Origin of the sequence: Algoriphagus litoralis, assembly GCF_003259255.1 — a bacterium.
Lineage (GTDB): Bacteria > Bacteroidota > Bacteroidia > Cytophagales > Cyclobacteriaceae > Algoriphagus > Algoriphagus litoralis.
Genome location: NZ_QGOL01000002.1, coordinates 624,497 through 647,690, shown reverse-complemented (window position 1 = coordinate 647,690; position 23,194 = coordinate 624,497). Strand labels below are relative to the sequence as shown.

Annotated in this window: 21 protein-coding genes; 14 read left to right on the top strand and 7 right to left on the bottom strand. The window is 44.1% G+C overall.

The window, feature by feature from the left end; all coding sequences use genetic code 11:
• Window positions 1-1,542, bottom strand: a complete 1,542-nt coding sequence (locus DK188_RS02710; protein WP_111669234.1) for a lipopolysaccharide biosynthesis protein — start codon at window positions 1,540-1,542, stop codon at window positions 1-3.
• A 353-nt stretch (window positions 1,543-1,895) separates the two neighbouring features.
• Here DK188_RS02710 and DK188_RS02700 point away from each other — a divergent pair, with 353 nt between their 5' ends.
• Window positions 1,896-3,080: a polysaccharide pyruvyl transferase family protein gene (locus tag DK188_RS02700; protein WP_111669232.1), complete on the top strand. Its 1,185-nt coding sequence runs from the start codon at window positions 1,896-1,898 to the stop codon at window positions 3,078-3,080.
• 94 nt (window positions 3,081-3,174) lie between these two features.
• Entirely contained in the window at window positions 3,175-3,459 is a 285-nt protein-coding gene (locus tag DK188_RS02695; protein ID WP_111669231.1) for a hypothetical protein, read from the top strand.
• Between the two features lie 68 nt (window positions 3,460-3,527).
• Here DK188_RS02695 and DK188_RS02690 read toward each other — a convergent pair whose 3' ends face one another.
• From DK188_RS02690 to DK188_RS02680, 3 genes are all read right to left on the bottom strand, one after another.
• Entirely contained in the window at window positions 3,528-5,237 is a 1,710-nt protein-coding gene (locus DK188_RS02690) for a GMC family oxidoreductase (protein WP_111669230.1), read from the bottom strand.
• Window positions 5,230-5,802 (bottom strand): gluconate 2-dehydrogenase subunit 3 family protein, encoded by a 573-nt coding sequence (locus DK188_RS02685; RefSeq protein WP_111669229.1) that lies wholly within the window; start codon window positions 5,800-5,802, stop codon window positions 5,230-5,232. Before DK188_RS02685 ends, DK188_RS02690 begins: the two co-directional genes overlap by 8 nt.
• Before the next feature lie 93 nt (window positions 5,803-5,895).
• Complete coding sequence (locus tag DK188_RS02680) at window positions 5,896-7,950, bottom strand: alpha-L-fucosidase (RefSeq protein WP_111669387.1); 2,055 nt, start codon at window positions 7,948-7,950, stop codon at window positions 5,896-5,898.
• Between the two features lie 220 nt (window positions 7,951-8,170).
• On the opposite strand from DK188_RS02680, the gene DK188_RS02675 reads away from it, so the two are divergent.
• The 6 genes from DK188_RS02675 to DK188_RS02650 all read left to right on the top strand — a co-directional run bounded on the left by DK188_RS02675 (window position 8,171) and on the right by DK188_RS02650 (window position 13,880).
• Window positions 8,171-10,402, top strand: coding sequence for a TonB-dependent receptor family protein (locus tag DK188_RS02675; protein ID WP_111669228.1), 2,232 nt, complete (start codon window positions 8,171-8,173; stop codon window positions 10,400-10,402).
• Window positions 10,403-10,623: 221 nt separating this feature from the next.
• On the top strand, window positions 10,624-12,135 hold the full coding sequence (locus DK188_RS02670) for a S10 family peptidase (protein WP_111669227.1): 1,512 nt from the start codon (window positions 10,624-10,626) through the stop codon (window positions 12,133-12,135).
• A gap of 5 nt (window positions 12,136-12,140) precedes the next feature.
• Window positions 12,141-12,323 carry a hypothetical protein gene (locus tag DK188_RS02665; protein WP_111669226.1) on the top strand — a complete coding sequence of 61 codons (183 nt, stop codon included), beginning with the start codon at window positions 12,141-12,143 and terminating at the stop codon, window positions 12,321-12,323.
• A 10-nt stretch (window positions 12,324-12,333) separates the two neighbouring features.
• A complete protein-coding gene (locus DK188_RS02660; RefSeq protein WP_111669225.1) occupies window positions 12,334-12,552 on the top strand; it encodes a DUF433 domain-containing protein in 219 nt (72 codons plus the stop codon).
• 89 nt (window positions 12,553-12,641) lie between these two features.
• Window positions 12,642-13,190, top strand: a complete 549-nt coding sequence (locus DK188_RS02655; protein ID WP_111669224.1) for a hypothetical protein — start codon at window positions 12,642-12,644, stop codon at window positions 13,188-13,190.
• An 87-nt stretch (window positions 13,191-13,277) separates the two neighbouring features.
• Window positions 13,278-13,880 (top strand): nitroreductase family protein, encoded by a 603-nt coding sequence (locus tag DK188_RS02650; protein WP_111669223.1) that lies wholly within the window; start codon window positions 13,278-13,280, stop codon window positions 13,878-13,880.
• 212 nt (window positions 13,881-14,092) lie between these two features.
• Here DK188_RS02650 and DK188_RS02645 read toward each other — a convergent pair whose 3' ends face one another.
• Together DK188_RS02645 and DK188_RS02640 are read right to left on the bottom strand one after the other, a co-directional pair.
• The gene (locus DK188_RS02645) at window positions 14,093-14,713 is read right to left on the bottom strand and encodes a thiamine pyrophosphokinase (RefSeq protein ID WP_111669222.1); all 621 of its coding nucleotides are present in this window, start codon (window positions 14,711-14,713) and stop codon (window positions 14,093-14,095) included.
• Window positions 14,713-15,699: a dipeptidase gene (locus DK188_RS02640; protein ID WP_111669221.1), complete on the bottom strand. Its 987-nt coding sequence runs from the start codon at window positions 15,697-15,699 to the stop codon at window positions 14,713-14,715. The genes DK188_RS02645 and DK188_RS02640 overlap by 1 nt, the downstream gene beginning before the upstream one ends.
• A gap of 214 nt (window positions 15,700-15,913) precedes the next feature.
• Here DK188_RS02640 and DK188_RS02635 point away from each other — a divergent pair, with 214 nt between their 5' ends.
• The 4 genes from DK188_RS02635 (at window position 15,914) to DK188_RS21825 (ending at window position 19,899) form a co-directional block, all read left to right on the top strand.
• A complete protein-coding gene (locus DK188_RS02635) occupies window positions 15,914-16,426 on the top strand; it encodes a 3-hydroxyanthranilate 3,4-dioxygenase (protein ID WP_111669220.1) in 513 nt (170 codons plus the stop codon).
• Window positions 16,427-16,532: 106 nt separating this feature from the next.
• Window positions 16,533-17,810, top strand: a complete 1,278-nt coding sequence (gene kynU / locus DK188_RS02630) for a kynureninase (protein ID WP_111669219.1) — start codon at window positions 16,533-16,535, stop codon at window positions 17,808-17,810.
• A gap of 23 nt (window positions 17,811-17,833) precedes the next feature.
• Window positions 17,834-19,186 (top strand): FAD-dependent oxidoreductase, encoded by a 1,353-nt coding sequence (locus DK188_RS02625; RefSeq protein WP_111669218.1) that lies wholly within the window; start codon window positions 17,834-17,836, stop codon window positions 19,184-19,186.
• A 416-nt stretch (window positions 19,187-19,602) separates the two neighbouring features.
• A complete protein-coding gene (locus tag DK188_RS21825) occupies window positions 19,603-19,899 on the top strand; it encodes a type II toxin-antitoxin system RelE/ParE family toxin (protein ID WP_157963147.1) in 297 nt (98 codons plus the stop codon).
• Between the two features lie 62 nt (window positions 19,900-19,961).
• Here DK188_RS21825 and ruvB read toward each other — a convergent pair whose 3' ends face one another.
• The gene (gene ruvB, locus DK188_RS02610) at window positions 19,962-20,993 is read right to left on the bottom strand and encodes a Holliday junction branch migration DNA helicase RuvB (RefSeq protein WP_111669215.1); all 1,032 of its coding nucleotides are present in this window, start codon (window positions 20,991-20,993) and stop codon (window positions 19,962-19,964) included.
• Between the two features lie 107 nt (window positions 20,994-21,100).
• Here ruvB and DK188_RS02605 point away from each other — a divergent pair, with 107 nt between their 5' ends.
• Complete coding sequence (locus DK188_RS02605; RefSeq protein ID WP_111669214.1) at window positions 21,101-22,165, top strand: FAD:protein FMN transferase; 1,065 nt, start codon at window positions 21,101-21,103, stop codon at window positions 22,163-22,165.
• A 95-nt stretch (window positions 22,166-22,260) separates the two neighbouring features.
• Window positions 22,261-23,013 (top strand): ZIP family metal transporter, encoded by a 753-nt coding sequence (locus DK188_RS02600; protein WP_111669213.1) that lies wholly within the window; start codon window positions 22,261-22,263, stop codon window positions 23,011-23,013.
• The last annotated feature ends 181 nt before the right edge of the window (window positions 23,014-23,194 follow it).

Genomic DNA, 23,194 nt, shown 5'->3' with positions numbered 1-23,194 from the left:
TCATGGAAAAGTTGGCGTAGTAGGCTTCTTGAAGAGTTCTTTGATTCGCCTAATGTCCTCGCTATTCACTACAAAAAGCCGTAGAAGCAAGCCGAAAACAAGGATAAACGTGGCCGAAACAAGAAGGATAAGAATAAGCCCCTGTGTATCAGTAAGCAAGTTTTTGGCCAAGTAGGCTATGCCAAATGAAACGGCAGCGCAAAGTATCGCCGGGCCAAATGCACCAAAAAAGATCCGCTTGCTGTTGAGCTTTAGCACTTTGGGAATGTAGTGGACATAGAAGAATCCGATTTGGATAAGCATGTACGCGAAATAGCCAATCACAGCCGCTCCCACATCGTAGGAGGGTGCTAAAATGACTGTAATCGGCAATGACAACAGACAGGCAGCAGCTGAGGAGTAGATAAGAAATCGGGTTTTTCCCGAGGAAAGAACCAGACTTGCCACAGGCGTATTGTGCATATTGAGCAAAACTGTAAACAGCCAAATGATTAGCCAAGGTGTCAAATGGAGGTATTCTTCACCCATATACAGTAGCAGAATGGTGTCCGAATTCAACACCAGCACAAATACCACAGCCGACAAAAACATGGAAATAAATCGGGTGGCTTCAAAAACCAATTTCTCCATTTTCTCCTGATTCTTTTCCGCGTATACTTTGGAGGCAGCCGGAAGCAGAACTTGAAGAAAAACGGTTCCAAAGGAAATAACCAACATTGCGATGGTCTGGATCACTCGATAATCTGTCAAAACATCAATTCCACTGGCATATCTAGCCAAAAGGATAGGTCGGAGTTCATTGGCAGTCAACTGAAAAAGCCCCATCAGGAATATCGCTGAACTGTATCCAAGGATTTCTTTGAAGATTTTTCCGTCCCATTTTGGAGCCAAGAGCTTTCTGCGGGAAATAGGAAAAACCCGAAGTTTATAGACATTAAATGGGATTGGGATGAGGGTGGAAAGTGTATAAAACACAAAGTACACCGGTAAAGACCACTGGAGGTTGATTGCTACCAAAGCCACGACAAAGTTCAGGATGCTGCTGATGACATTCACCCGGTTCACATAACCCAATTCATCTTTGGCACTGAGCAGTTGGATGATGACATTGGAAAGCCAGTTGAGAATCGTACTGGCAGAGAGGATGTACATCATCACCCGATAGATCGGGAGCTGTTCCGCGGATAGGTTGAAGAGCTGCTGCCCATAATTCCCCATCCAGATGAAGATCAGCGAATTGACGAGGCCGATTGCCCCATAGAACATCACGCTGGATCGGGAAGCCCGAGAAATGCTGTTCCAGTCTTTTGCATTTTCCCAAATAGCTAGAAAGCGGACCGAGCCTACATTCATTCCCAAATCCATCAGCCGCAAATAGGCATTGAGCGAGAAAGCAAGCGCAATCAATCCGTAATCCGCTTTTCCATAATATCCTACCAGCAATGGAATGGTCACAAACTTGGCCCCAGCATCAAGGATTTTGGCTAAAATGCCCCAGACCGATCCGGAAAAAATACGCTTTGCAGCCTGTTGATTACTCATTGGTTTTTGGTTTTTCGCAAGACTTTGCTATTTGTTGGAGTTGTCTATTCAAGAAATCTAGAATAGAATTTGTAAAGACAGGATCAAAGAGACAAACTAAATTGGTTTACACTCCTATGCTTCTTCAAAAACAGTTCCTTTATCGAGGCAAAAGCCCAAAATTAAATCAAGCATTTATTTTGAATAAAGATGTACCTGAACACGAAGGAAGGAATTCCAAAAGAAAATCTAGAATGAAATCAAGCCTGCTACAATCGATACTTGAAATAGCGTAAGGACAATCCTAGGAGATTCGCCCGATCTGCCACGGTGGAGGGGATAAGCTATGTAGCCCTAAAAAAAATTATAACCCCATGAAAATAGTAATAATTGGAGCTTTTGATCGCTATAACTATGGTGACCTATTGTTTCCGCTAGTAATTGAAAAGCAGCTGAATTCGCAGGGTATTGAAGCTGAGTTTGAGTTTTTTGGTTTGGTCAAGTCAGATTTGTCTGCAGTTGGAGGCTTGCCAACGGAAGGATTACAGGAGTTTTATGAAAAATGTGATAATCCAGATGAAAAAGTCAATGTAATCATCGCAGGTGGAGAAGCTTTGGGCGTGACTTGGAATTCATTGTACGCAGCGCTGAATCCACTTTTTCAGAAAATCAACAAACGACATGTTCGAATCTCCAAGTTCTTTAATCTGAACCGGTTTGCTCAAAAAATCTTAAAAGGTCGAACCGAGCTTCCATTCGTTTTTGACAAAAAAGACTTCCAAGGAGTCAATTCTGTTATCTTAAATTCTTTGGGTGGATCGGGATTGACTGCCAAGATTTTCTCCAAATATTATTTCTTTAAGAACAAACTACTCAAGGCGGATTACTTTGCTGTAAGGGACAGGATAACTTTATCGAATTTAGCGCAGGAAGGGATCAAGGCTGATTTATTTCCGGATTCGGCTATCCTGATGTCAGAATTTTATCCGTTGACTTGGCTTGAAGCGAAAGTTAGCCCGGAAGTGAAGGCCTATGTTTCCGAAAACCGCGGCGAGTATGCTTTTGTCCAAATTAATAAAAAGACCACCACGGGAAAACTGGACATTATCGCTGACCAAGTAGATCGAATTTATTCTGAAGGCAAAACGAGCATTTGTCTTTGTCCGATTGGGAAAGCCTTGGATCATGACGATGATGTCGCGCTAAGGGATCTTGGAAGTCGGCTGACTTGCCCATATCGGTATTTTGATGCCGATACGATCTGGGATATTATGTATTTGATTGGCAAATCAAAATGCTATGTCGGCACCAGTCTTCACGGCGCCATCACGGCCATGAGTTACGCTGTTCCTCATGTGGGATTGAAAGTAGAGAAACTCAATGCCTACCTTGGATCTTGGGGGGTTGTCGGAAATGATTTTGCGGTGGAATTTTCTGATACATTCAAGCAATTTCAAGTTGCCAAAAATCTCACTAAAAGAGATTTGGAGCTATCCCGGGATATTCAGTTTAGAGAGATAAAAAAGGCTTTTGCGAAAATGGCCGAAGTGATGCATTAGGGAAGAAGTATTTTTTCCTCAAAAATTCTAAAAAAGGAACTCAGAAATGGGTTCCTTTTTTGGTTTGTAGTAACTTTAAGTAAATCTGACCTTTATGAACACTACCCTCTCCTATACCGATCCCGGAGCCATGCTTGGCAAGACAGTTTTAAAAATCGGTCAGGTACTCCTCGCGATTTTGGCAGTGGCAAGTGGATATTTTGCCTATTTAGCATCAGAGGGGCTTTTTTCAGATTGGAATATAGAGATTGATTCAGATTTAGTTTGGCTTTTTCCAAATCCAGACCCACAAGATTGGATTTTCTATTTTTCCATTGGATTGGCAGTCAAATTTCTGATTTGGTTAGGAGTACTAGCCTGGCTGGATCGGAAGATTTAATATAAATGGTATAAAAAAGCCCAAATCTAAGGACTTGGGCTCATGCTTAATTCTCCATTATACATTCCTCATTTTTTACTCTCCGCTACCGCATGATGAGCTGCTCTAGCCGCAAAAGCCATATAGGTGAGTGAAGGATTCTGCGTAGATGTAGAAGTCATGGATGCACCGTCAGTCACATAGACATTGGGAACGGCGTGTAGCTGATGATTGGCATTGAGCAAGGATGTCTTTGGATCTTTACCCATTCGAACACCACCCATTTCGTGGATATCCAGTCCAGGTGCACGCTTATCATCCCGAGTTCGAATGTTGGTAAATCCAGCCTTGGTAAACATCTCAGACATTTGCTCGATATAGTCTTTGATCATTTTCTCGTCATTATCATCGTAATCCACGCTGATTTTGAGTTGAGGTATTCCCCATTCATCCTTCAGATTTGGATCCAAGGCTACATAATTACTTTCTTTTGGTATGGTCTCTCCCATCATATGGGATCCGACATACCAAGGTCCGTATTCGCTAGGGTTGAGCAGATTGTTTTTCAACTCCATACCCACACTCTCTGTATTGGTTCGTACGCCTCGACCTGCGGAGAATCCAGCTGCATAGCCTCTCAAGAAGTCCGTTTCCTGTTTGTACACATTTCTGAATCTCGGGAAATATCCGCTTGTTGGCCGTCCACCGGAAGTGGTGTATTCAGCATGTCCTTCATACTCTGCAGATACGCCTGCCCGGTAATTATGAAAAGCCACATATTTACCCAGAAGTCCATTGTCGTTGCCCAATCCATTTGGGAAGCGATTGGAAGTGGAGTTCAACAAGACAAGGTTGGAGTTGAGTGCTGCCGCATTGAGGAAGATCACATCGGCGTAAAACTCCTCGGTTTCCTTGGTCAGTCGATCCACGATTCGCACACCAGTAGCTTTCCCCTTTTCTTCATCATAAATAATCGAATGAACCACGGCATCAGGTCTCATGGTGAGATTCCCGGTTTTCAGAGCCCATGGAATCGTCGATGAATTGGAACTGAAATACCCTCCAAAAGGACAGCCTCGCTGACAGAGATTTCTGTTTTGACACATCGCCCGACCCTGCTGCGCATAGTAGTCGGCATTGCCGTGGATATGTGCGCAACGCGCCGAGATCATGTGGCGGTCATTTCCGTAGTTTTTTTTCAGTTGCTCCGCAAAGTATTTTTCGACCACATTCAGCTCGTATCCTGGAAGGAACTCACCATCTGGGAGTGTGGCTAGCCCATCTTTGTTCCCGGATACACCGGCAAATTTCTCCACATGGCTGTACCATTTTTCGATGTCTTTGTATCGTATTGGCCAGTCTACTGCAAAACCATCCCGCGCTGGACCTTCAAAATCAAAATCAGACCAACGCTGCACTTGCCTGGCCCAAAGAAGGGATTTTCCGCCCACCTGATAGCCTCTAATCCAGTCAAACGGCTTTTCTTGAACATAGGGGTGCTCTGTATCTTTGACAAAAAAGTGCATCGCATCTTCCCGAAAAGCATAACAACGACTGATGACTGGGTTCTCATCCTGAATTTGCTGAGGAATTTGCCCTCGGTGTTCAAATTCGTAGGGCAATAAGTTAGTAGTTGGGTAATCTTTGATGTGTTCTACATTTCTCCCCCGCTCGATCATGAGGGTTTTGACGCCTAGATCGCAGAGTTCTTTTGCGGCCCAACTGCCACTGATGCCTGAACCGATGACTATGGCCTGATAGGTTCGTTCCTGTTTACTTCGGATATTCAGATTAGCCATTGATTCGTGGTTTTTGGAGGTCAGTGATCAAAACTGCGCCGTTATATTCACCTGGGATAAGCGAATACGGGATGATTTCGGTCTGAATGTATTCAGAGGCCATGTAGCCTTGGATGGTAAACCGTTTGGTGGAATTCAGGAAGTAGGCAATATTCCCTTTTTCTATGCCCTCTGGGGTATCATCTCCTTCGAGCTTGGTGCCATTCAGAATTAACTCTTCTTTTTCTTTTGTGGTCAAGGATTCAAATTTCTTACCTGCGGTTTTTTGCGCATAGTCAGGAAATGCTGTGAGTCCCGCGGTGAATTTGTCCTGGTTTTCTTTGGTAAAGCAATCATTAACCATCACCAAAATAAAGTCCGGTACCTCCAGATTAAGGGCCCCTTTGATCTCCCCGGCAGGGATAATTGTATCAGAGATCGCTCCCAACAGTGCTTTCTGGGAAATGGTTACTTTTAGATTTTGATAAGCGGCTAGGATGTCGTCTTTGCTGAAGTCACAGGAAGGGATCAGGGCAAGTCCTCCGGAAATCAGCGCTATATGCCGCAAGGCATGTCGTCTGTTCATAGGTATTAGGCGATAGATTGGGTTTAAAGCAAATAAGGTCAGAAAGTAGGGATTTTATCTAAAAATCCCTACCTGAATTTTACAATTTGGAGATTATCGGGTAAGTACACCAAACTCCCCGAAGGTCGCCGCATTGCCATCTGCTGTGCGAAGGGCTTTTAAGCGAACAAATCGGCTGTTGACCGGTTCAAATCGCACCATCTGCTCAATGGGGCTATTTTGGATATTCGAAAACTCACCTTGGGCAACCCGTTTCCAGCTTTTCCCATCTGCGCTGACTTCAAAGGCATAGTCGGCAATGTAGCCACTTGGATATCTAGCCTGCATGGGCAAATAGGTAAATCCTTTCAAGTCTACCTGCTGACCCAGATCCAAAGTCAATTCATTAGCAGGTGAAGTCCAATAAGAATTGGACAGCTCATCAATAGCCTTGATCGCATTGGAATCGGAGGAAATGAGTTTCCAACTGCCTTTGGCTAGGTCGAAATCCACGCGGGCAACTTCCGAGCTCTTGCCGGATCTGGAATCCACTGCAATCGCATGAACCGTAGTCGCCTCCAAAACATCAAAATCTCCGGAATAGGCGTTTTCACCTACTTTTGGAGCATTTCCATCCAGTGAGAAATAGATTTGTTGACTTTCTTCCGCAGCGGTGATGCTGACCTTTCCATCTGGAGTTCGTGAGATTTTAGGAGGAAAAAGCAAAGCAGGTGCGGAGTAGACGCCAATTTCAGAAATTACAGGAATGCCTTTTCCATCCATGAAGTTGATTCGGATTTTCTGTGCTTCAGTGTCTGGGAAAGTTAGGATTCGCTTGTACCCAATGGTCGTTCCTTCTGCTACTTTCTCCCAGTTACCATTTACTTCTTTCTCTAGGGTAAAAGCTTTCACTCGTTGCCCTAGATTGACAAATTCCTGAATCAAAAGGCGATTGAAGGAAACACTTTTCCCAAAATCCAATTCTAACGAAGCCTGAATCTGCCCATCGAGAGTCGTCCAATAGGTATTAAAATCCCCATCAGTCAGATTACTGACTTCGTAACCTTTTCCTCGGTCTGATGAGGATTCGAGATCGGCTCCAATTGCAAGGTTTACAGCAAAATCTTCCTTGATTTTGCCAGCCATCTTCAAGATAGCTTCTTGATCTTTCTCATGAATCAATCCTCGGGTATCGACGGGGAAGTTGATGAGCAGCGAACTGTTCTGACCGATGCTTTTGTAATAGATTTCCATCAGCTCGGGCAAGGTTTTCACTTTGTGATCTTCATAGGCGTGGTAGTACCATCCCGGTCTTATACTCACATCTGATTCTGCTGGAACCCAATGTGTCCCATTTTCTTGTCCAGTTGCCCATTTTTCAGAGAATTCCGGCATACCCGCGTACACTGAGTCCCGCATGAGATTGGACCAGGTGGTTTCGTAGGCAAAGCCATGTTCATTGCCTACCCAGCGGACATCGGGTCCGGCATCGCTAAAAAGCATGGCCCCAGGTTGAAGTTTTCTGACCAGTTCGATCGTAGTTGGCCAGTCGTAATAGCTGAACTTGTCCACTTTTCGCTCTTCATTTGCTCCTCCGTACCAACCTGTGCCACCATTTGCTCCATCAAACCAAACCTCGAAGATCTCTCCATAATTGCTCAGTAATTCGGTCAGCTGATTGCGCATGTAGGTGACGTATTCAGGCTTTCCGTAATCGGGATGGTTTCGATCCCAAGGGGAATAATAGATTCCAACTTTCAGACCTTCTGCCCGACAGGCATCCACAAATTCCCGGATTAAATCTCCCTTTCCATCGCGCCAAGGGCTGTTTTTAACAGAGTGCTCCGTGTAGGCTGAAGGCCAAAGTACAAAACCATCGTGATGTTTGGCCGTGATGATTAGGCCTTTCATTCCGGCTTCTCTAGCAATTCGAGCCCATTGTTTTGCGTCCAGCTCAGTCGGATTGAATTGTTCAGGCTTTTCATCACCAAATCCCCATTCTCTGTCCGAGAAGGTGTTCATATTGAAGTGCACAAAGCCGTAATATTCCAGTTCTTGCCAAGCAATTTGCCGTTCATCCGGAATGGGCAAAATGGGCTCAGGCGGAGCAGCTTTTTCCTGACAATAACTTAAACCAATTAGAAATACTGGCCAAATAAATCTCTTCATGAAACTATGGTTAACTTTTCTAAAAAGGGTAAAAATTTGAATTCTGAGGCAAAATAGCTGTCCCCGATCCTCAATCAAAACCATTGGTCAGCATTGTTGCTTGTGTATGCAAGTTTCCTTGTAATTTCCCTCGATGAAATGCCCATGAGAAAATGCCCTCAACCAGGATGATGAGTTCCAAGGGCATTCCATCTGACCAAAAAAATCAAATTATAAATAGATGAAATACTCCTTACTCTTCATATTTTTCTCGATTTCCATAAGTATTCAAGCCCAAATCCAGCTCAAAATCACCGATCAAATTTCAGGGAGAGCCCTAGAAAATGTTCGGGTAAAAGCTGGAACTACCATCCAAAGAACCAATGATTCGGGAATCGTAGCTTTTCCGGGTGAAAATTTGAGGATTTCCATAGCCTTGGAAGGGTATGAATCTTTGGAAAAAACATTCGCTGCAGGAGAATTTGAAGTTCAACTCATTCCTGTCGTTTTCAATCTTACGTCGGTTACAGTCACTGCCTTTGAATCAGAAAGGCCACTTTTGGAGCAATCGGCAGCTATCAGCTTAGTCTCTGAGCGGGACTTCAATCGATTCAATGAGATTTCTCCAGTCAATGCCTTCAATCAAAAAGCCGGAGTGAGAATCGAAGAACGAGCACCAGCAAGTTACCGGGTTTCGATCCGTGGAAGTTCGCTTCGCTCGCCTTTTGGAGTAAGAAATGTGAAAGTGTATTGGAATGAAGTTCCTTTTACTTCACCTGATGGGACTACAGCTTTAAACTTGCTGGATTTGTCCAATATCAAAACGGCTGAGGTGGTCAAAGGCCCTTCCGGAAGCATTTACGGGGCTGGAAATGGCGGAGCAATTTCTTTTTTCAGCAGTCCGGATTTGACTGGTAACAGGCTTTCTACAGAGTATTTGGCAGGAGATTTCGGATTAAGCAGGTTTAGATTAGGACTTTCCCAGCAAGTGGGTGAAGGTGGTGTGGAAGCTTCTTTCGTCAGCCAAAAATCTGAGGGTTATCGGGAGCATTCTGCGGTAGATCGGCAGGTATTTCAGTTGGGAAGCTTTTTTCCAATCTCTGAAAAGCAGGAAATCCGCACACAAATCCTGATCTCAGACCTCGATTACCAGATTCCCGGTGCGCTGAATGCCGATCAGGTTGCGGCCGATCCTACGCAAGCCCGACCCGGATCTATCAATCAAAACAGCTCAATTTCTCAGCAGTCTGTATTGCTTTCGTTGGGTCATTTGTACCGCTTTTCGGAGAAAACCAGCAACAACACGACGATTTATCTCAATACCAATGACTTCGAAAACCCATTCATTTTGGATTACAAAAAGGAACTGGGATTTGGATACGGAATGCGGACCAAATTTTCCCATGACGGAGAGATAGCGGGAAAAACACTACGATTGATCGCAGGAGGAGAATACCAAAACGGCCTAACCGATGCGCAGAACTTCGGGAATAGGGCAGGTGTAGCAGATACTGTTCGGTTTGCGGATAAGCTTCGCGCTTACCAAGGGTTCTTGTTCCAGCAGGCAGAGCTGAACTTCACAGAAAAGCTATTGTTCACTTTTGGCTTGAGTGAGAACTTTTCCGGCTATGAAATCGATCGACAAATCGACGCAACAGGTGGCCCAACTGGACTTCAGACCCGAACCTTTGATCCGATTGTCGTGCCAAGAGTGGCGCTGAACTATAGACTGAACGGGTTCAGCTCGGTGTATGGCTCCGTCAGCAGTGGTTTTTCACCACCTACTATCGACGAGGTGCGAACCAATGAAGGAAGTCTGAACTTGGATCTGGAAGCCGAGCGAGGCGTAAATTATGAAGTAGGTTATCGATTGGGAAGAGAAAAATTCAACTTTGAGCTGATCGGTTATCTCCTGAAACTGGACGAGACGATTACGACATTTACGAATGAAAACGGCGTAGTGCTATTCCGAAATGCAGGTTCTACCGATCAAAAGGGAATAGAAGCATCTCTGGATTATGCGATTCTGAGGAATTCCGATGGTTTTATCAAAGACTTTTTACTTGGAACAGCGTACACCGGCCAGTTTTTCAAGTTTAATAACTACGCCAAGCAGGATAATGATTTCTCTGGAAATGATCTGACGGGTGTCCCTCCACATAACCTGGTAAGTCGGATAGATTTGCGAACTTCAATCGGGTTTTACCTCAATTTTACCCATCAATTTACAGATGAAATCCCGCTAAATGACGCGAATACCGTTTTTCAGGATTCTTACAATTTGGTGAATCTTAGATTCGGATTTTTGAGGACTATTGGAAGTTGGGATTTGGAGCTATTTGCCGGTGTAGATAATCTTTTGGATGAAAGCTATTCCTTGGGCAATGATCTGAATGCTTTTGGAGGCCGATTTTATCAGCCAGCCCCGACGAGGAATTGGTATGGAGGCGTGAAAGTGGGATTGAATTATTGAAGAGAAATACGGTTGAAATAGGCTGCGCGAAATACAGTTGAAATATTCTCCGCTTCGCTTTGTGAAATACATTGAAATAGGCTTAGCGAGTTTTCAGGAAATGCACCTCGCCGGTAGATGCAATAGAAGGATGGTCCAGTATTTCAATTTATTTCATCCTCCGCAGGAGGATCTATTTCCATCGTATTTCTATATATTTCTCAAGCAATTACCAATTAATCATGAAATACTATTTACTCTTTTTCCTCGCTTTTTTAGTATCAGCTACTGTCTTTTCCCAAGAAGAAAAAACCGAGACCAAATGGGTTCCTAGGGAACCTCAAAAGTTTGAATCGCTCCATTCAGGAACATTCAATGGGCAAAAAATAAGCTTCAAAGCAATTGTTGGTGAGACATTTCTGAAAAACAGCAAAGGCGAAGTGACCGGCGCCATGTGGTCCACTTCCTATCTCCGTGATGGAGTAGATTCCTCCAAAAGGCCAGTCATGTTCATTTTCAATGGTGGTCCGGGTTCTGCGAGCGTCTGGCTGCACATGGGATTCTTTGGGCCCAAAGTCGTCAAGATCGACTCTGAAGCCAAAGAAGATGATGGTGCAGCACCCTATCGATTTGTGGAAAATAATCAAGCACTTTTGGACCTGACGGATCTGGTTTTCATCGATCCGATCGGAACGGGTTTCAGCCAAATCGAGGGCGTGGGCAAAACCTCCGATTTCTGGGGCTTGAATGAAGATGCAGAATCCATTGCACAATTTATGCGGATTTGGGTAACCCAAAACGGAAGATGGCAAGCGCCAAAATTCATGGCTGGAGAAAGCTTCGGTACTACCCGGGCGGCAAAAGTGGCCGAAGTGCTGGAAGGTGGAGGACAAAATATGGCCATTAACGGGATTATTCTGATTTCCCAGGCCTTGGACTATGCAGGTTCGTCCAGTTGGGCGGATAATATGACTTCATTTTTCACCTATCTGCCATCTCAGGCTGTGACCGCTTGGTATCATGGCAAAGCCGGACAGGGAAAAACCATTGAAGCATTTGCACAGGAAGCGCGAGAATTCGCTTATGGAGACTATTTGAAATCCCTCTTCCTCGGTGAAAAGCAAACTCAGGCAGAAAAAGAAGCGATCGCAGAAAAGCTGGCTTATTTCACCGGCTTGGAAAAAAACTACATCCTCCATTCAGACAATCAGATCCTGATGCATCGCTTCAAAAAGGAGCTTCTTCGTGCCGAAGGAAAAGCCATTGGGACCTTGGATGGGCGATTTTTGGCTTTGGAAACAGATAAATCCGCCGAAGGTCCGGTGCTGGGCGACCCCAGCGACTACATGGCAGAATCCGCCTACACAGCCGTTTTCAACGATTATTTGATGCGGGATTTGAAAGTGAAAATGGATCGACCTTACTTCTCCTCAGCTGCAGGAATGGGAGGAGATTGGAACTGGAAGCCTGTGCCGGATGGAGCTTATTACGAACCGAGTTATGTAAGTACGGCAAGATCACTCAGCGAGGTAATGCACCGCAACACCCAACTCAAGGTGATGGTGGCCAATGGGTATTACGACTTGATCACCCCGTTTTTCGATGCTGAATTTACTTTTGCACGGCATGATTTCCCTCAGGATCGGATTCAAATGACCTACTACGAAGCGGGTCACATGATGTACAATCGTCAGGAGGACTTTGATGCGTTGGCTAGGGATGTAAGGAAATTTTTAGAGGAAGTGTTGAAATAGAGATCATGAACGAAAAGAAAGAAAATCAACCACGGAAAGGCTGGGCAGATCAGTTTAAGAAAATGCATGAAGCCGGTGAAGATAAGCTTTTGATTCCTGATGTTTTTGAGGATGAGGAATTCCTCACGGATCCGGAAAACAATTGGACTTGGGATGATAATTCAGACCAATCCAAAATACATAAGTAAATTAAATGCTATGAACTATACGGATTTTATCAGCATTGACCCAAATATCCGATTTGGTAGACCTTGCATCAAAGGAACACGGATCAGTGTAGCCGATGTGTTGGGATGGATGGCTTCAGGGATGAGTATGGAAGATATTTTGGCTGATTTTCCGGAACTTAACTTGGATCAGATAAAGGCCTGTTTAGCCTATGCTGCAGATAGAGAGCAAAAATTGAAATATGCATAGTTAAATTTATGCTCTTACTTTTTGACTCGAGATGAATTATCAAATTTGGACTTAGTTTTAATCCATAATTAGGAAAACCCACAGAGGTAATGGCAAAAATTTTATTTACTCTTTTAACTCGGTACTGCCTGTATTTTTCCTTTGGCTTTAATACACTACCTGTCTTGGCACAAGATCAATCAACCACTGATGAGCTAACCAAGGAACAATACGAATTGATAACCTTAACCTATCACCAAGACAAGAATGATGAACTTAAACTTTATCACCAGTCAATTGGTGATCCATCCTGGATCGAACGATTGTTGGATCTCAAATCTGAGGATTACTTATTTCTGCACAAATTCACGAACGCAGAATTACCCTTGCTTTTAGAAAAGCTTCCAGAATTAAGTTCTGAATTATCGATCAAATCTTGGGATAAAAAACAACTTGGCTCAAGAACAAAACTGCGAAAAAAGAGGGATGATGACACAACTATATATATGGCGGAGCCTATAATTCAATCCAATTACGCATTTGTTTTAATCCGAAAGCCAAAATCCGAATCAGTATATATTTATTTTCGCGATCCTGAATTAGGTTGGACCGAAGAATGTGTTGTCCCACTTGCCTATGTAATCGAATGCTACGGATAACCTGTTTATTCAAGATAAAAGGAACCTTTTCTGGACTAATCTCGATTACTTTTCTAATTGTTTTAATTTCAACCAATCTCCACCCCGATGCCAAATTTCAACCCTGAAGAAGTAACCAAAATCATCCGTGGACGCCGTTCCATGTTTCCTGCTCAATTCAAGGAAAATGATCCTGTGGACGATTCCATCATTGAAGAAATGCTGGAAAACGCTAACTGGGCACCAACCCATAAATTGACTCAGCCCTGGAGATTTATCGTCTATACGGGTGCAGGCTTGAAGAAATTCGCGGATTATCAGGCTGAGATGTATAAAATGCGGGCTGAGAAAAACGGCACAAACTTCATCGAAGCGACTTATCAGAAATTCAAGGAACAGCCCTTGAAAGCCTCTCACGTGATCGCCATCTTGATGAAGCGCACGGAGGGTTCGGGAATTCCCGTAATGGAAGAAATCGCCGCCACAGCTATGGCTGTTCAGAATATGTACCTCACTGCCTGTGCACATGGATTGGCCTGCTATTGGGGAACCGGCGGACCGACTTTCTGGGGTGAAGCCAGAGAAGATTTCGGACTGGAAGGAGAAGATATGCTGATGGGCTTCTTCTACGTCGCCAAACCAGCCACTGACACTTGGCCTGCCGGAAAGCGCGAGCCGATTGCGGACAAAGTTGGGTGGATTAGGGAGTAGAAGAGTTATTGGTTATTAAGTTATTGGAAAAGGAAGGTGAAAGCCTTCCTTGATTTTTGATTTACGAAATACGATTTACGAGGTGCTCAGAACTTTTCTCGTCAATTTCAAATCTCGAACCTCCAATAAAGAAAACTTCGACTTCCTGGCTATCGGACAGGCAGGCGCTCAATTTGAAGCAACTAATTTTTCTAATTTTCAGATTTCTCAGGTCAGCTTTCAGAATTCACTTCCTCTCCAACCCAAAAAGTCCCAGACCCCACAATCTCCGTAATCCCTTCCGGCACTTCCAATTGAGTAAGATAAACCAAAGGAAGCATGAGCTTACCGTTTTCATTGGAGATCTCGACGGGCATTCCTTCTCGACCTAGGATCTGGATGGTGCATTCAGCAAACCACTTTTTGAATTTGCCGGTTTTGACCGGGTAGTATTTCCATCCTGCATCCATAATCGTCAGGTCAAACAAATTCAACTTTTCCTCCAAATCCATACACTTCAAATGCGAAACCCCAACCAAATGCGCTGCCGGATGCTTGGTTGCCAATAGGTATTGCAATCCCTCCTCCAGGGTGTTTTCAGTAGATGCGGTTAGAAACTTGACTGGATATTGCTCTTCAAGTAGCTGAAGATTGTCTTTCTGATAGGCTTCTGTGGCCAGAATCACGTCAATTTTTATCCCCCAACTCAGCACTGTGTCCAAGCATTCCTGCCAAACCAAAACCGTCGGAACCCACTCTAACAGCGGCGAAATGGTATCGAAAACAAGTCCCTCGGTATTCAGAATAAACACCGCTGGTTCTTGTTGTTCCTTGACAAAATGATGACTTGACATTAGCTCCAGAGTTTTTGATAGAAGTTGAATACGTTTTCGGAGGCCAGTTTGCGAAGTTGCGACCCACTCAGACTTTGGCTTATCGATTCTAAAATCGAAGGATATTTTCCGGCATTTTCTGCCAAAGGGAAATAGAAGGGATGTCGACTTTTGTCAGGGAAATTCTTGGTATAGAAAAAATCAGCTCCAAAGCAGATCGCATCCTCACTCAGCTTACTTCCATGGAGAATATGTTCAAAAAGACGCTCAGGAACTTCTGGATCCAGAAAAGCACGCAAGAAATTCACTCCAATGATCCCGCCCCGATTGATGATTTCCTTTGCAAATTCATCCGTCAGGTTTCGTTTGTGATTCCAAAGTACCCGAAAATTGGAGTGGCTGGCGATTACCGGAATTGGCAGATTGTGTCGGTCAATGTGGTTCAGAATTCCTTCTGCCAACAAATCGGAAGTATGCGAAAGGTCAATAGGAATCTTCTTCCCTGCCATGTAGTCGAGCAGTCGCTTTCCATCCTCCTTCAGCCCAACTCCCTCGACGTAATTCCCTCCACCAAAGCGGTTTTCGGTATGGTGAGTCAAACTGATGTAGGCGAGTTGACCGACTGTCGTGAGCATGCTGTCAAACTGCTTGTAGATTTCCGGCCAAGTGGCTTTTTCGGTGCCGAGACCAGCCGCATTTTCAACCGAGGCAATGATGCCGATTCGCTCATCAGAAGTTTCACTTTTCAGAAATTCAGCATCAAATTTCCTGACCGTTTTTTCTTCTTTGCGTAGCAAATCATAGAAAATCTTGGCTTGCTTTCCTGCCATTTTCATGCTGGATGCATCCACATTGGTGTAGATCGCCATCACCTGCATTTTGACCCCGCCTTCTTGCAGCCATGGAAAAGCACAAGCAATTTGGTCTTTGGAAAATGCATCTGCACGGGGAACCGCCGCCAAAAAGGAAAGCAGGTCGCAGTGAAGATCAGCGATGGGGAAATTCATAGGGTTTGGAAATTTTATAAACAAAAGTACGATTTACGAATTACGATTTACGAGAGGCTGAGGATCTTCAAAGGTTTCATCCATTACTGAAGCCTTCGGAAACCCTTCGGAATTTGTCTTTGATTTGATCAATTGATCAAAAAACTATTTAACAACTGGTTTTAGATTCAATACCTATATTTGGAGGTAATCTTCACTCAAATCCGAATCAAACATGTCCGTCTCCAAACCTTTTAACTTCAAGAAATGGATCGATGAAAACCGCCATTTGCTCAAGCCTCCGGTGGGAAATCAGCAGGTGTTCAAAGGCAATGATGATTTCATTGTCATGGTAGTGGGCGGACCGAATAGCCGGAAAGACTTCCATTACGACGAAGGAGAGGAGTTTTTCTACCAATTGGAAGGTGACATCGTGCTCAAGATCATCGAGGACGGAAAGCCAGTGGATATTGAAATCAAAGAGGGAGAGATTTTTCTTTTGCCTGCCAAAGTGCCACACTCCCCTCGGCGTCCTGCAAACACGATTGGTCTGGTCATGGAACGCTACCGCAGACCGGGAGAAAAGGACGGTTTCATCTGGCACTGCGAAAACTGTGGCAATTTGCTGCATGAAGAATATGTGGAGCTCACCGATATCGTCACACAACTTCCTCCGATTATGGAGGGCTTTTGGTCTAGCGAAGAACTAAGAACATGTAAAAGCTGCGGGACATATATGGAGAAATAAAGTCAACAGTCCACTGTCGACCGTCGACAGCAGGAAAAACTAGACTTCAAACCTTATTATCTCTGGCGGTGGACTGTGGTCCGACGTCCGTTGACAAGAAAGAAATATGAACTACCAATTCTCCGAATCTTTTGCCCGCGAAATGGACCAAAAGGATTCCCTTTCACACTTCCGTTCCCGATTTCATTTCCCAAAAGTAAATGGGAAGGAAGCGATCTATTTTTGCGGGAATTCACTGGGTATTCAACCCAAATCGGTCAAAGATTACCTCGAAAAAGAACTCAATAATTGGGCGGATATGGCTGTGGATGGGCATTTTCACGGAGAAGATGCTTGGTACCATGTGCGGAAAAAGTCAAAGTCAGCATTGGCGCACCTAGTCGGTGCCCAAGAGCATGAAGTGGTAGCAATGAATAACCTTTCGGTGAATCTTCACCTGTTGATGGTTTCCTTTTATCAGCCTACTCAGCAGCGGTATAAAATCATCGTGGAGGCAGGAGCTTTCCCTTCGGATCAATACATGCTCGAGACTCAGATCAAGTTTCATGGACTGGATCCCAAGGAGGTCTTGATTGAGCTTGCTCCAAGATCAGGAGAATTCACTTTGCGAACTGAAGATATCGTCAAGGAGATTCAGCGTCATGGCGATACCTTAGCTATGGTCAATATGGCAGGACTGCAGTACTATACTGGGCAGGTTTTTGACATCCAGTCGATTACAGCTGCTGCGCATTCAGTGGGTGCTTTGGCAGGCTTTGATTTGGCTCATGCAGCAGGCAATGTGGTCCTCAAACTCCATGACTGGGATGTGGATTTTGCTACGTGGTGCAGCTACAAATATCTGAATTCGGGTCCTGGAAACGTCTCCGGGATTTTTGTGCATGAGCGTTTTGCAGAGCGACCGGACTTACCTCGATTTGCGGGTTGGTGGGGACACGATGAGGGAGTGCGATTTAAGATGGAAAAGGGCTTTGTGCCCATGTACGGTGCGGATGGTTGGCAGCTCGCCAACTCCAATGTTTTGGCATTGGCTGCACATCAGGCTTCTTTGGATATTTTTGCGGAAGCAGGGATAGAAAATCTTCGTGCAAAAAGTGAAAAACTAACAGGTTTCCTCGAGTTTCTGATCCAGGAAATCAGCGGTAAATCAGGTGTTTTGGAAATAATTACCCCAAAAAATCCAGCTGAAAGAGGTTGTCAGTTATCTTTGCTGATTCATCGTGGCGGCAAAGAAGTCTTCGATGAATGGTATAAACAGGGAGTGGTAGGTGACTGGAGAAATCCAAACGTAATCCGTCTCGCACCTACTCCGCTCTATAACAGCTTCTTGGATGTATTCCGGTTTGCAAAGATTTTGGAACAATCCCTGAATAAATTCGCTTAAAGAAGCGTGGATAAACATATCCGATGAAAAAAAACGAAATTACCATCCTAGGTGCCGGCTTGATTGGCAGCCTAATGGCCATATATCTCAAGCGTCAGGGGCTTGAAGTCGCGATGTACGACAAGCGCCCAGACAAGCGCAAAAACCCCTATTCTGAAGCTGGTAGATCCATCAACATGGCCTTGAGTCACAGAGGTTGGAAAAGTCTGGAGCAAGTAGGATTAAAGGATAAGGTCATGCCTTTTGCTATTCCTATGTATGGGAGACGGATCCATGACGAACATGGAGGAACTACTTTCGTGCCTTACGGCAAAGCGGATCAGGCCATTTACTCCATTTCCAGAGGCAATTTCAATCAGCTGCTTGTAGAAGAAGCCGAGCGATTGGGAGCCGAAATCCACTTTGAGCACAAGTGTTTGGATGTGAATTTCAGGACCAATGAGGTTTGTTTTGAATCTCCTGAGGGAGAGAAAAAACTCACTCCAAAAGTGGTCATCGGAGCAGATGGAGCCTATTCGGCCTTGAGAATGTCCATGCAAAAGCAAATCCGATTCAATTATCGTCAGGAATACATCTCTCATGGCTATAAGGAGTTGACGATTCCGGCAACGGCTTCGGGTGATTTTGCGATGGATCCAAATGCCCTGCACATCTGGCCTAGAGGGAAGTTTATGCTCATCGCCCTTCCAAATCCAGACAAGTCATTTACCTGCACACTTTTCCTTCCTTTCGAGGGCACTAAGGTATGCTTTGAGAAAATTCAGGATGAAAAAGATCTCGAAACAGTCTTCCGGGCCTATTTTGACGATGCCTATCACCTGATGCCGGATTTGAAAACTGAGTTTTTCAAAAATCCCACAGCCGCTTTGGTCAATATCGAGTGCTATCCTTGGGTTCAGGGACATTCCATCCTTTTGGGAGACGCCTCGCACGCTATGGTGCCTTTTTACGGTCAGGGGATGAATTGTGGTTTTGAGGATTGTTCCATTTTGAATGGACTGATTGAGAAATTAGGCACTAATTCGTGGAGTTTGGTTTTTGAGAAATTCCAGAAAAACCGTAAACCGGATACGGATGCGATTTGCCAGTTGGCAATGGAAAATTTCATCGAAATGCGGGATTCAGTTTCCAGTCCGAAGTTTTTGCTTCGCAAAAAAATCGAAGCCAAACTACACGAACTTTATCCAAAAGAATGGATTCCACTCTATACCATGGTGACGTTTACTGATATGAGTTATGCCGAAGCGTATGCCCAAGGGAAACTTCAGGAAGCGATCATGAACAAAGTAATGGCAAGTCCGCTGATCACGGAAAACTGGGATAAGCTGGACTACGAGGATATCATCAATCAGATGGAAACAGCAAGAGCGGTGTAACAGCCGCTTTTTTTGTTTTTCCCGCAGATTAGCACAGAAAAGGGCATAGATTAAAAAAGATTTTAAAAACTTTATAAAAAACTGATTGCCAAAAGTGAATTTTTTCTAACAAGATGTTTTAAGAGCAAGAGATATCAGGTTAGGGAGAAATCCGTTAAATTGATATTGAATATAGAAATCATGGATATCCAGACTAAAAAAAATCTGATAACGGCAATTCTTCAAACCTCGGATGATGAAATTCTGAATGAGATCAAGAAATTGTTGAAAATTGAAGACTCATACGATTTCTGGGATGAATTAACTGAAGAAGATCAGTTAGCTATAAATGAAGGGATAAGACAATTGGATCAAGGAAAGAGCATTTCGCATTTAGAAGTGAAGGATCTAATGAAAAGCAAATTCAATTTTTAGCCTTGCCTTTAAAAATAAAATATTCTCTTCGTGCACTAGGTGAGCAAATCCATCTATTGGAGTATATCATTAAGAATTATGGTGTTAACAAAGGCAATGAGATCTACCAAAGAATTGAAAATACGTTAGAATTGATAGCTGAAAATCCCGAAATGTTTCCTTCTTCTCTCAAAAAGCCAGAATTGAGGAAATGTGTTTTCAGCAAGCAAACAAGTATTTATTACAGGATTAAGGGGGATTATATTGAAATTGTAAGTTTTAGACCCAATGGAATTGATCCCAAGAAGTTTAAGCTTTAGCCAAAATCCTAAGAAAAATTCATCTAGAGAAAATAGTAATAACTTCTTCTGGCTCAATTTTTTTACAAATCAAACAAACTCCCACTCCCTCCGGTAGGCTTGATTTTCAAATGCTTATACGCCAATTCTGTCGCCATCCTACCTCTTGAAGTGCGCTTCATGTAGCCCTCCTGAATCAAAAACGGTTCATACACTTCCTCGATCGTTTCTGCTTCTTCTCCACAGGCAGTGGCAATGGTGCTCAGTCCAACGGGACCGCCTTTGAACTTTTCGATAATCGTCAGGAGGATTCTGTTATCCATTTCGTCCAAGCCGTTTTCATCCACATCGAGTGCATTGAGCGCGATCTTGGCAATTTCCAGCGTGATGGTTCCATTTCCTTTGACTTCTGCAAAATCCCGGGTTCGGCGCAGGAGCATGTTGGAAATACGAGGCGTACCTCGACTCCTTCTGGCCAGTTCATAAGCAGCGACTTCATCGATTGGCGTTTGTAAAATGCCTGCAGATCGGATCACAATATCGGTCAGCAGCTTGGCATCGTAGTATTCCAATCTAGAATTGATCCCAAATCTGGCGCGAAGCGGAGAAGTCAACAACCCTGATCGGGTAGTCGCTCCGATCAAGGTGAACGGGCTCAAGGTAATCTGTACCGAACGGGCATTCGGACCGGAATCCAGCATGATATCAATCCGAAAATCTTCCATAGCAGAATACAGGTATTCCTCCACAATAGGATTTAGTCTGTGGATTTCATCGATAAACAGGACATCTCCTTCCTCGAGATTGGTCAGCAAACCTGCCAGATCGGAGGGTTTATCGAGCACAGGACCTGAGGTAATTTTGATCCCTGCACGGAGTTCATTGGCGATGATATTGCTCAAAGTGGTTTTGCCCAAGCCTGGAGGTCCATGCAATAAAACATGATCCAAAGGCTCATTCCGCATTTTTGCAGCATGGACAAAGACCTTGAGATTTTCGATGATTTTGGCCTGACCGGTGAAGTCATCGAAACTCAGCGGACGTAATGCCCGCTCAAATTCACGGTCTTTGGGACTTAAATTTTCCTCGTCTCCTTTCAGGTAATCTTCTCTCATGTTTTTGGGAATACAGACAAATATAAACAAATCACTAAGTGTGGAACTTCTTCATTTTGTATTGCCTGACAAAAAATGACCTAAATTCGCCTTGAAAATTAAGCGCAATGAATAATTCCAACGCCAGAAAAAACATCATTTACTCTCTAGTCTTGCTTGCAATGGTTGCTGCTGTCTATGCCTGGCGGGCCAGAGACGGGCGTGTGAAAAATTCTGGTGACCTCAAAATCTCCTCGGGCACGGTTTCCCTATCAGGAAAAACCATGGGCACGGATTATCAGCTAATCTATCTCGATGAGCAGGGAAGAAACTTCCAAAGTTCAATTGACTCCTTGCTGAACGAGTTTAACCTGAGTGTGTCGGTGTACGAGCCTACCTCTGCTGTTAATCGGCTAAATGTCGTGGACACTTTAGTAAATCCGTCTAAGACTTTGGTTGATGCTCTCCGAGAATCCAATCGCGTCTATGACCTAACCTCCGGGGCATTGGATCCTACTCAGGGTCCTCTGGAAAGAATATGGACCTTTTCCGCTTCCGGTGCTAGACTCAAAGACAGCACAGATGTGAGGATTTTCCAAAATTTGGTAGGTCTCAAAAAAATCATCGTCTCAGATACCCTGATTCGAAAAACCAACCCTGGAATCGTGCTTGACTTTTCTGCTTCTGCGAAAGGCATGGCCTTAGATCAAATTGCTGAATTTTTGGAAGCAAAAGGAGTTAAAAATTTCCTGATCCGGATAGGAGGAGAAAATCTGACCAATGGTGTAAATGAACAAGGGGAACTTTGGAAAATCGGTCTATTCTATCTCAAAGACAGCACCGGATCAAAAGCTAATGGCTTTGTAGCTCTTGGTGACCAAGCGATCTCCACAGCTGGCAATTTTGAGGAATATTATACCCGAGATTCGCTCAAATTAGCCTTTAAACTGGATCCAAGGACAGGAAATCCTGTGGGAAATGGGCTTTTGAGTGTGACAGTCCTAGCGCCAGAAGCTAAAACCGCAGACGCACTAGCAGATGCTTTGTTGGTATTGGGATGGAAAAGCGCCATTCAACTGGATTCGGCCCGGAATGATCTGCAGATGCTGCTGGTCTACAACGAACGGGGTGGAAAAATGAAGTATTATGCCAGTCCTGAGCTAAAACCTTTTTTATCTTTTCCGATAAAATAATTCATGCAAATGCAACACTATTGAATTTTCTTATCTTTGCCGCGGTTATCTCCTGCAAAGCATTTTCCCAATGAGGGAAGAGCTGAATCAAACTCATGGGAATAAATTTTCTTTTTCTTTTCTCTACTGCAATGATTGCAGGCCTGTTGGTGTTCATTTTTCCATCATTTCGGGAGAAATATTTTAAGCTTTTACTGGTTTTTGCCGGTTCCTATCTGTTTTCGATCACGATTCTTCACATTATTCCGGAGCTTTTCGACAGCGGATATAGCAGTACCCGAATGGGGCTTTACATTCTGATCGGATTCCTTTTTCAGCAGATTTTGGAGTTTTGGTCCAGTGGGATTGAGCATGGACACATCCACAAGCACCACAGCGAAACCTCAAAAGGGGTAATAACCCTGATGATTGGACTTTTTATTCACGCTTTTCTCGAGGGAACCCTACTTTCCCATGGTACTGCCATGGCTGAGGAATCACTGGTAGCAGGGCATTCCCACAGTGACAAAACCGTCTTACTAGGCATAATCATGCACAAAGGACCCGCAGCCTTTGCTTTGGCAGCTGTACTTTCGGCTTCCTTGAGTAAGCGGTGGACCATTATTTTATTGACGCTTTTTGCTTTGGCGTCTCCTCTGGGGATGTTTTCCAGTGCCTTCTTTATTAGTCAGGGAATTCTTTCAAAAGAAGGAATCGGCCTGCTTTATGGACTGGTGACCGGTGGGTTTTTACATATCTCAACCACCATATTTTTTGAAAGTAGCCCACATCACAAGTTCCAGTTGAACAAATTGCTGGTGACCTTTCTGGCCGCAGGTCTTGCCATCGCTTCCGAATATTTGATCTGAGCGATATTCAAAGTGCGGCCTTGGTAACTTTTCAACGAATGAAACCCTTGGATTCTGAGCAGTGAATCCAAAAATCTTTGGCATTTCATGGAAAAGGGTTTGGATTCTGTCCCCAGATTGAAGTATTTCAGATTTGAATTTGTTTCCGGATCATTCTTCCTTTAGTGAAGCATGCACGGAA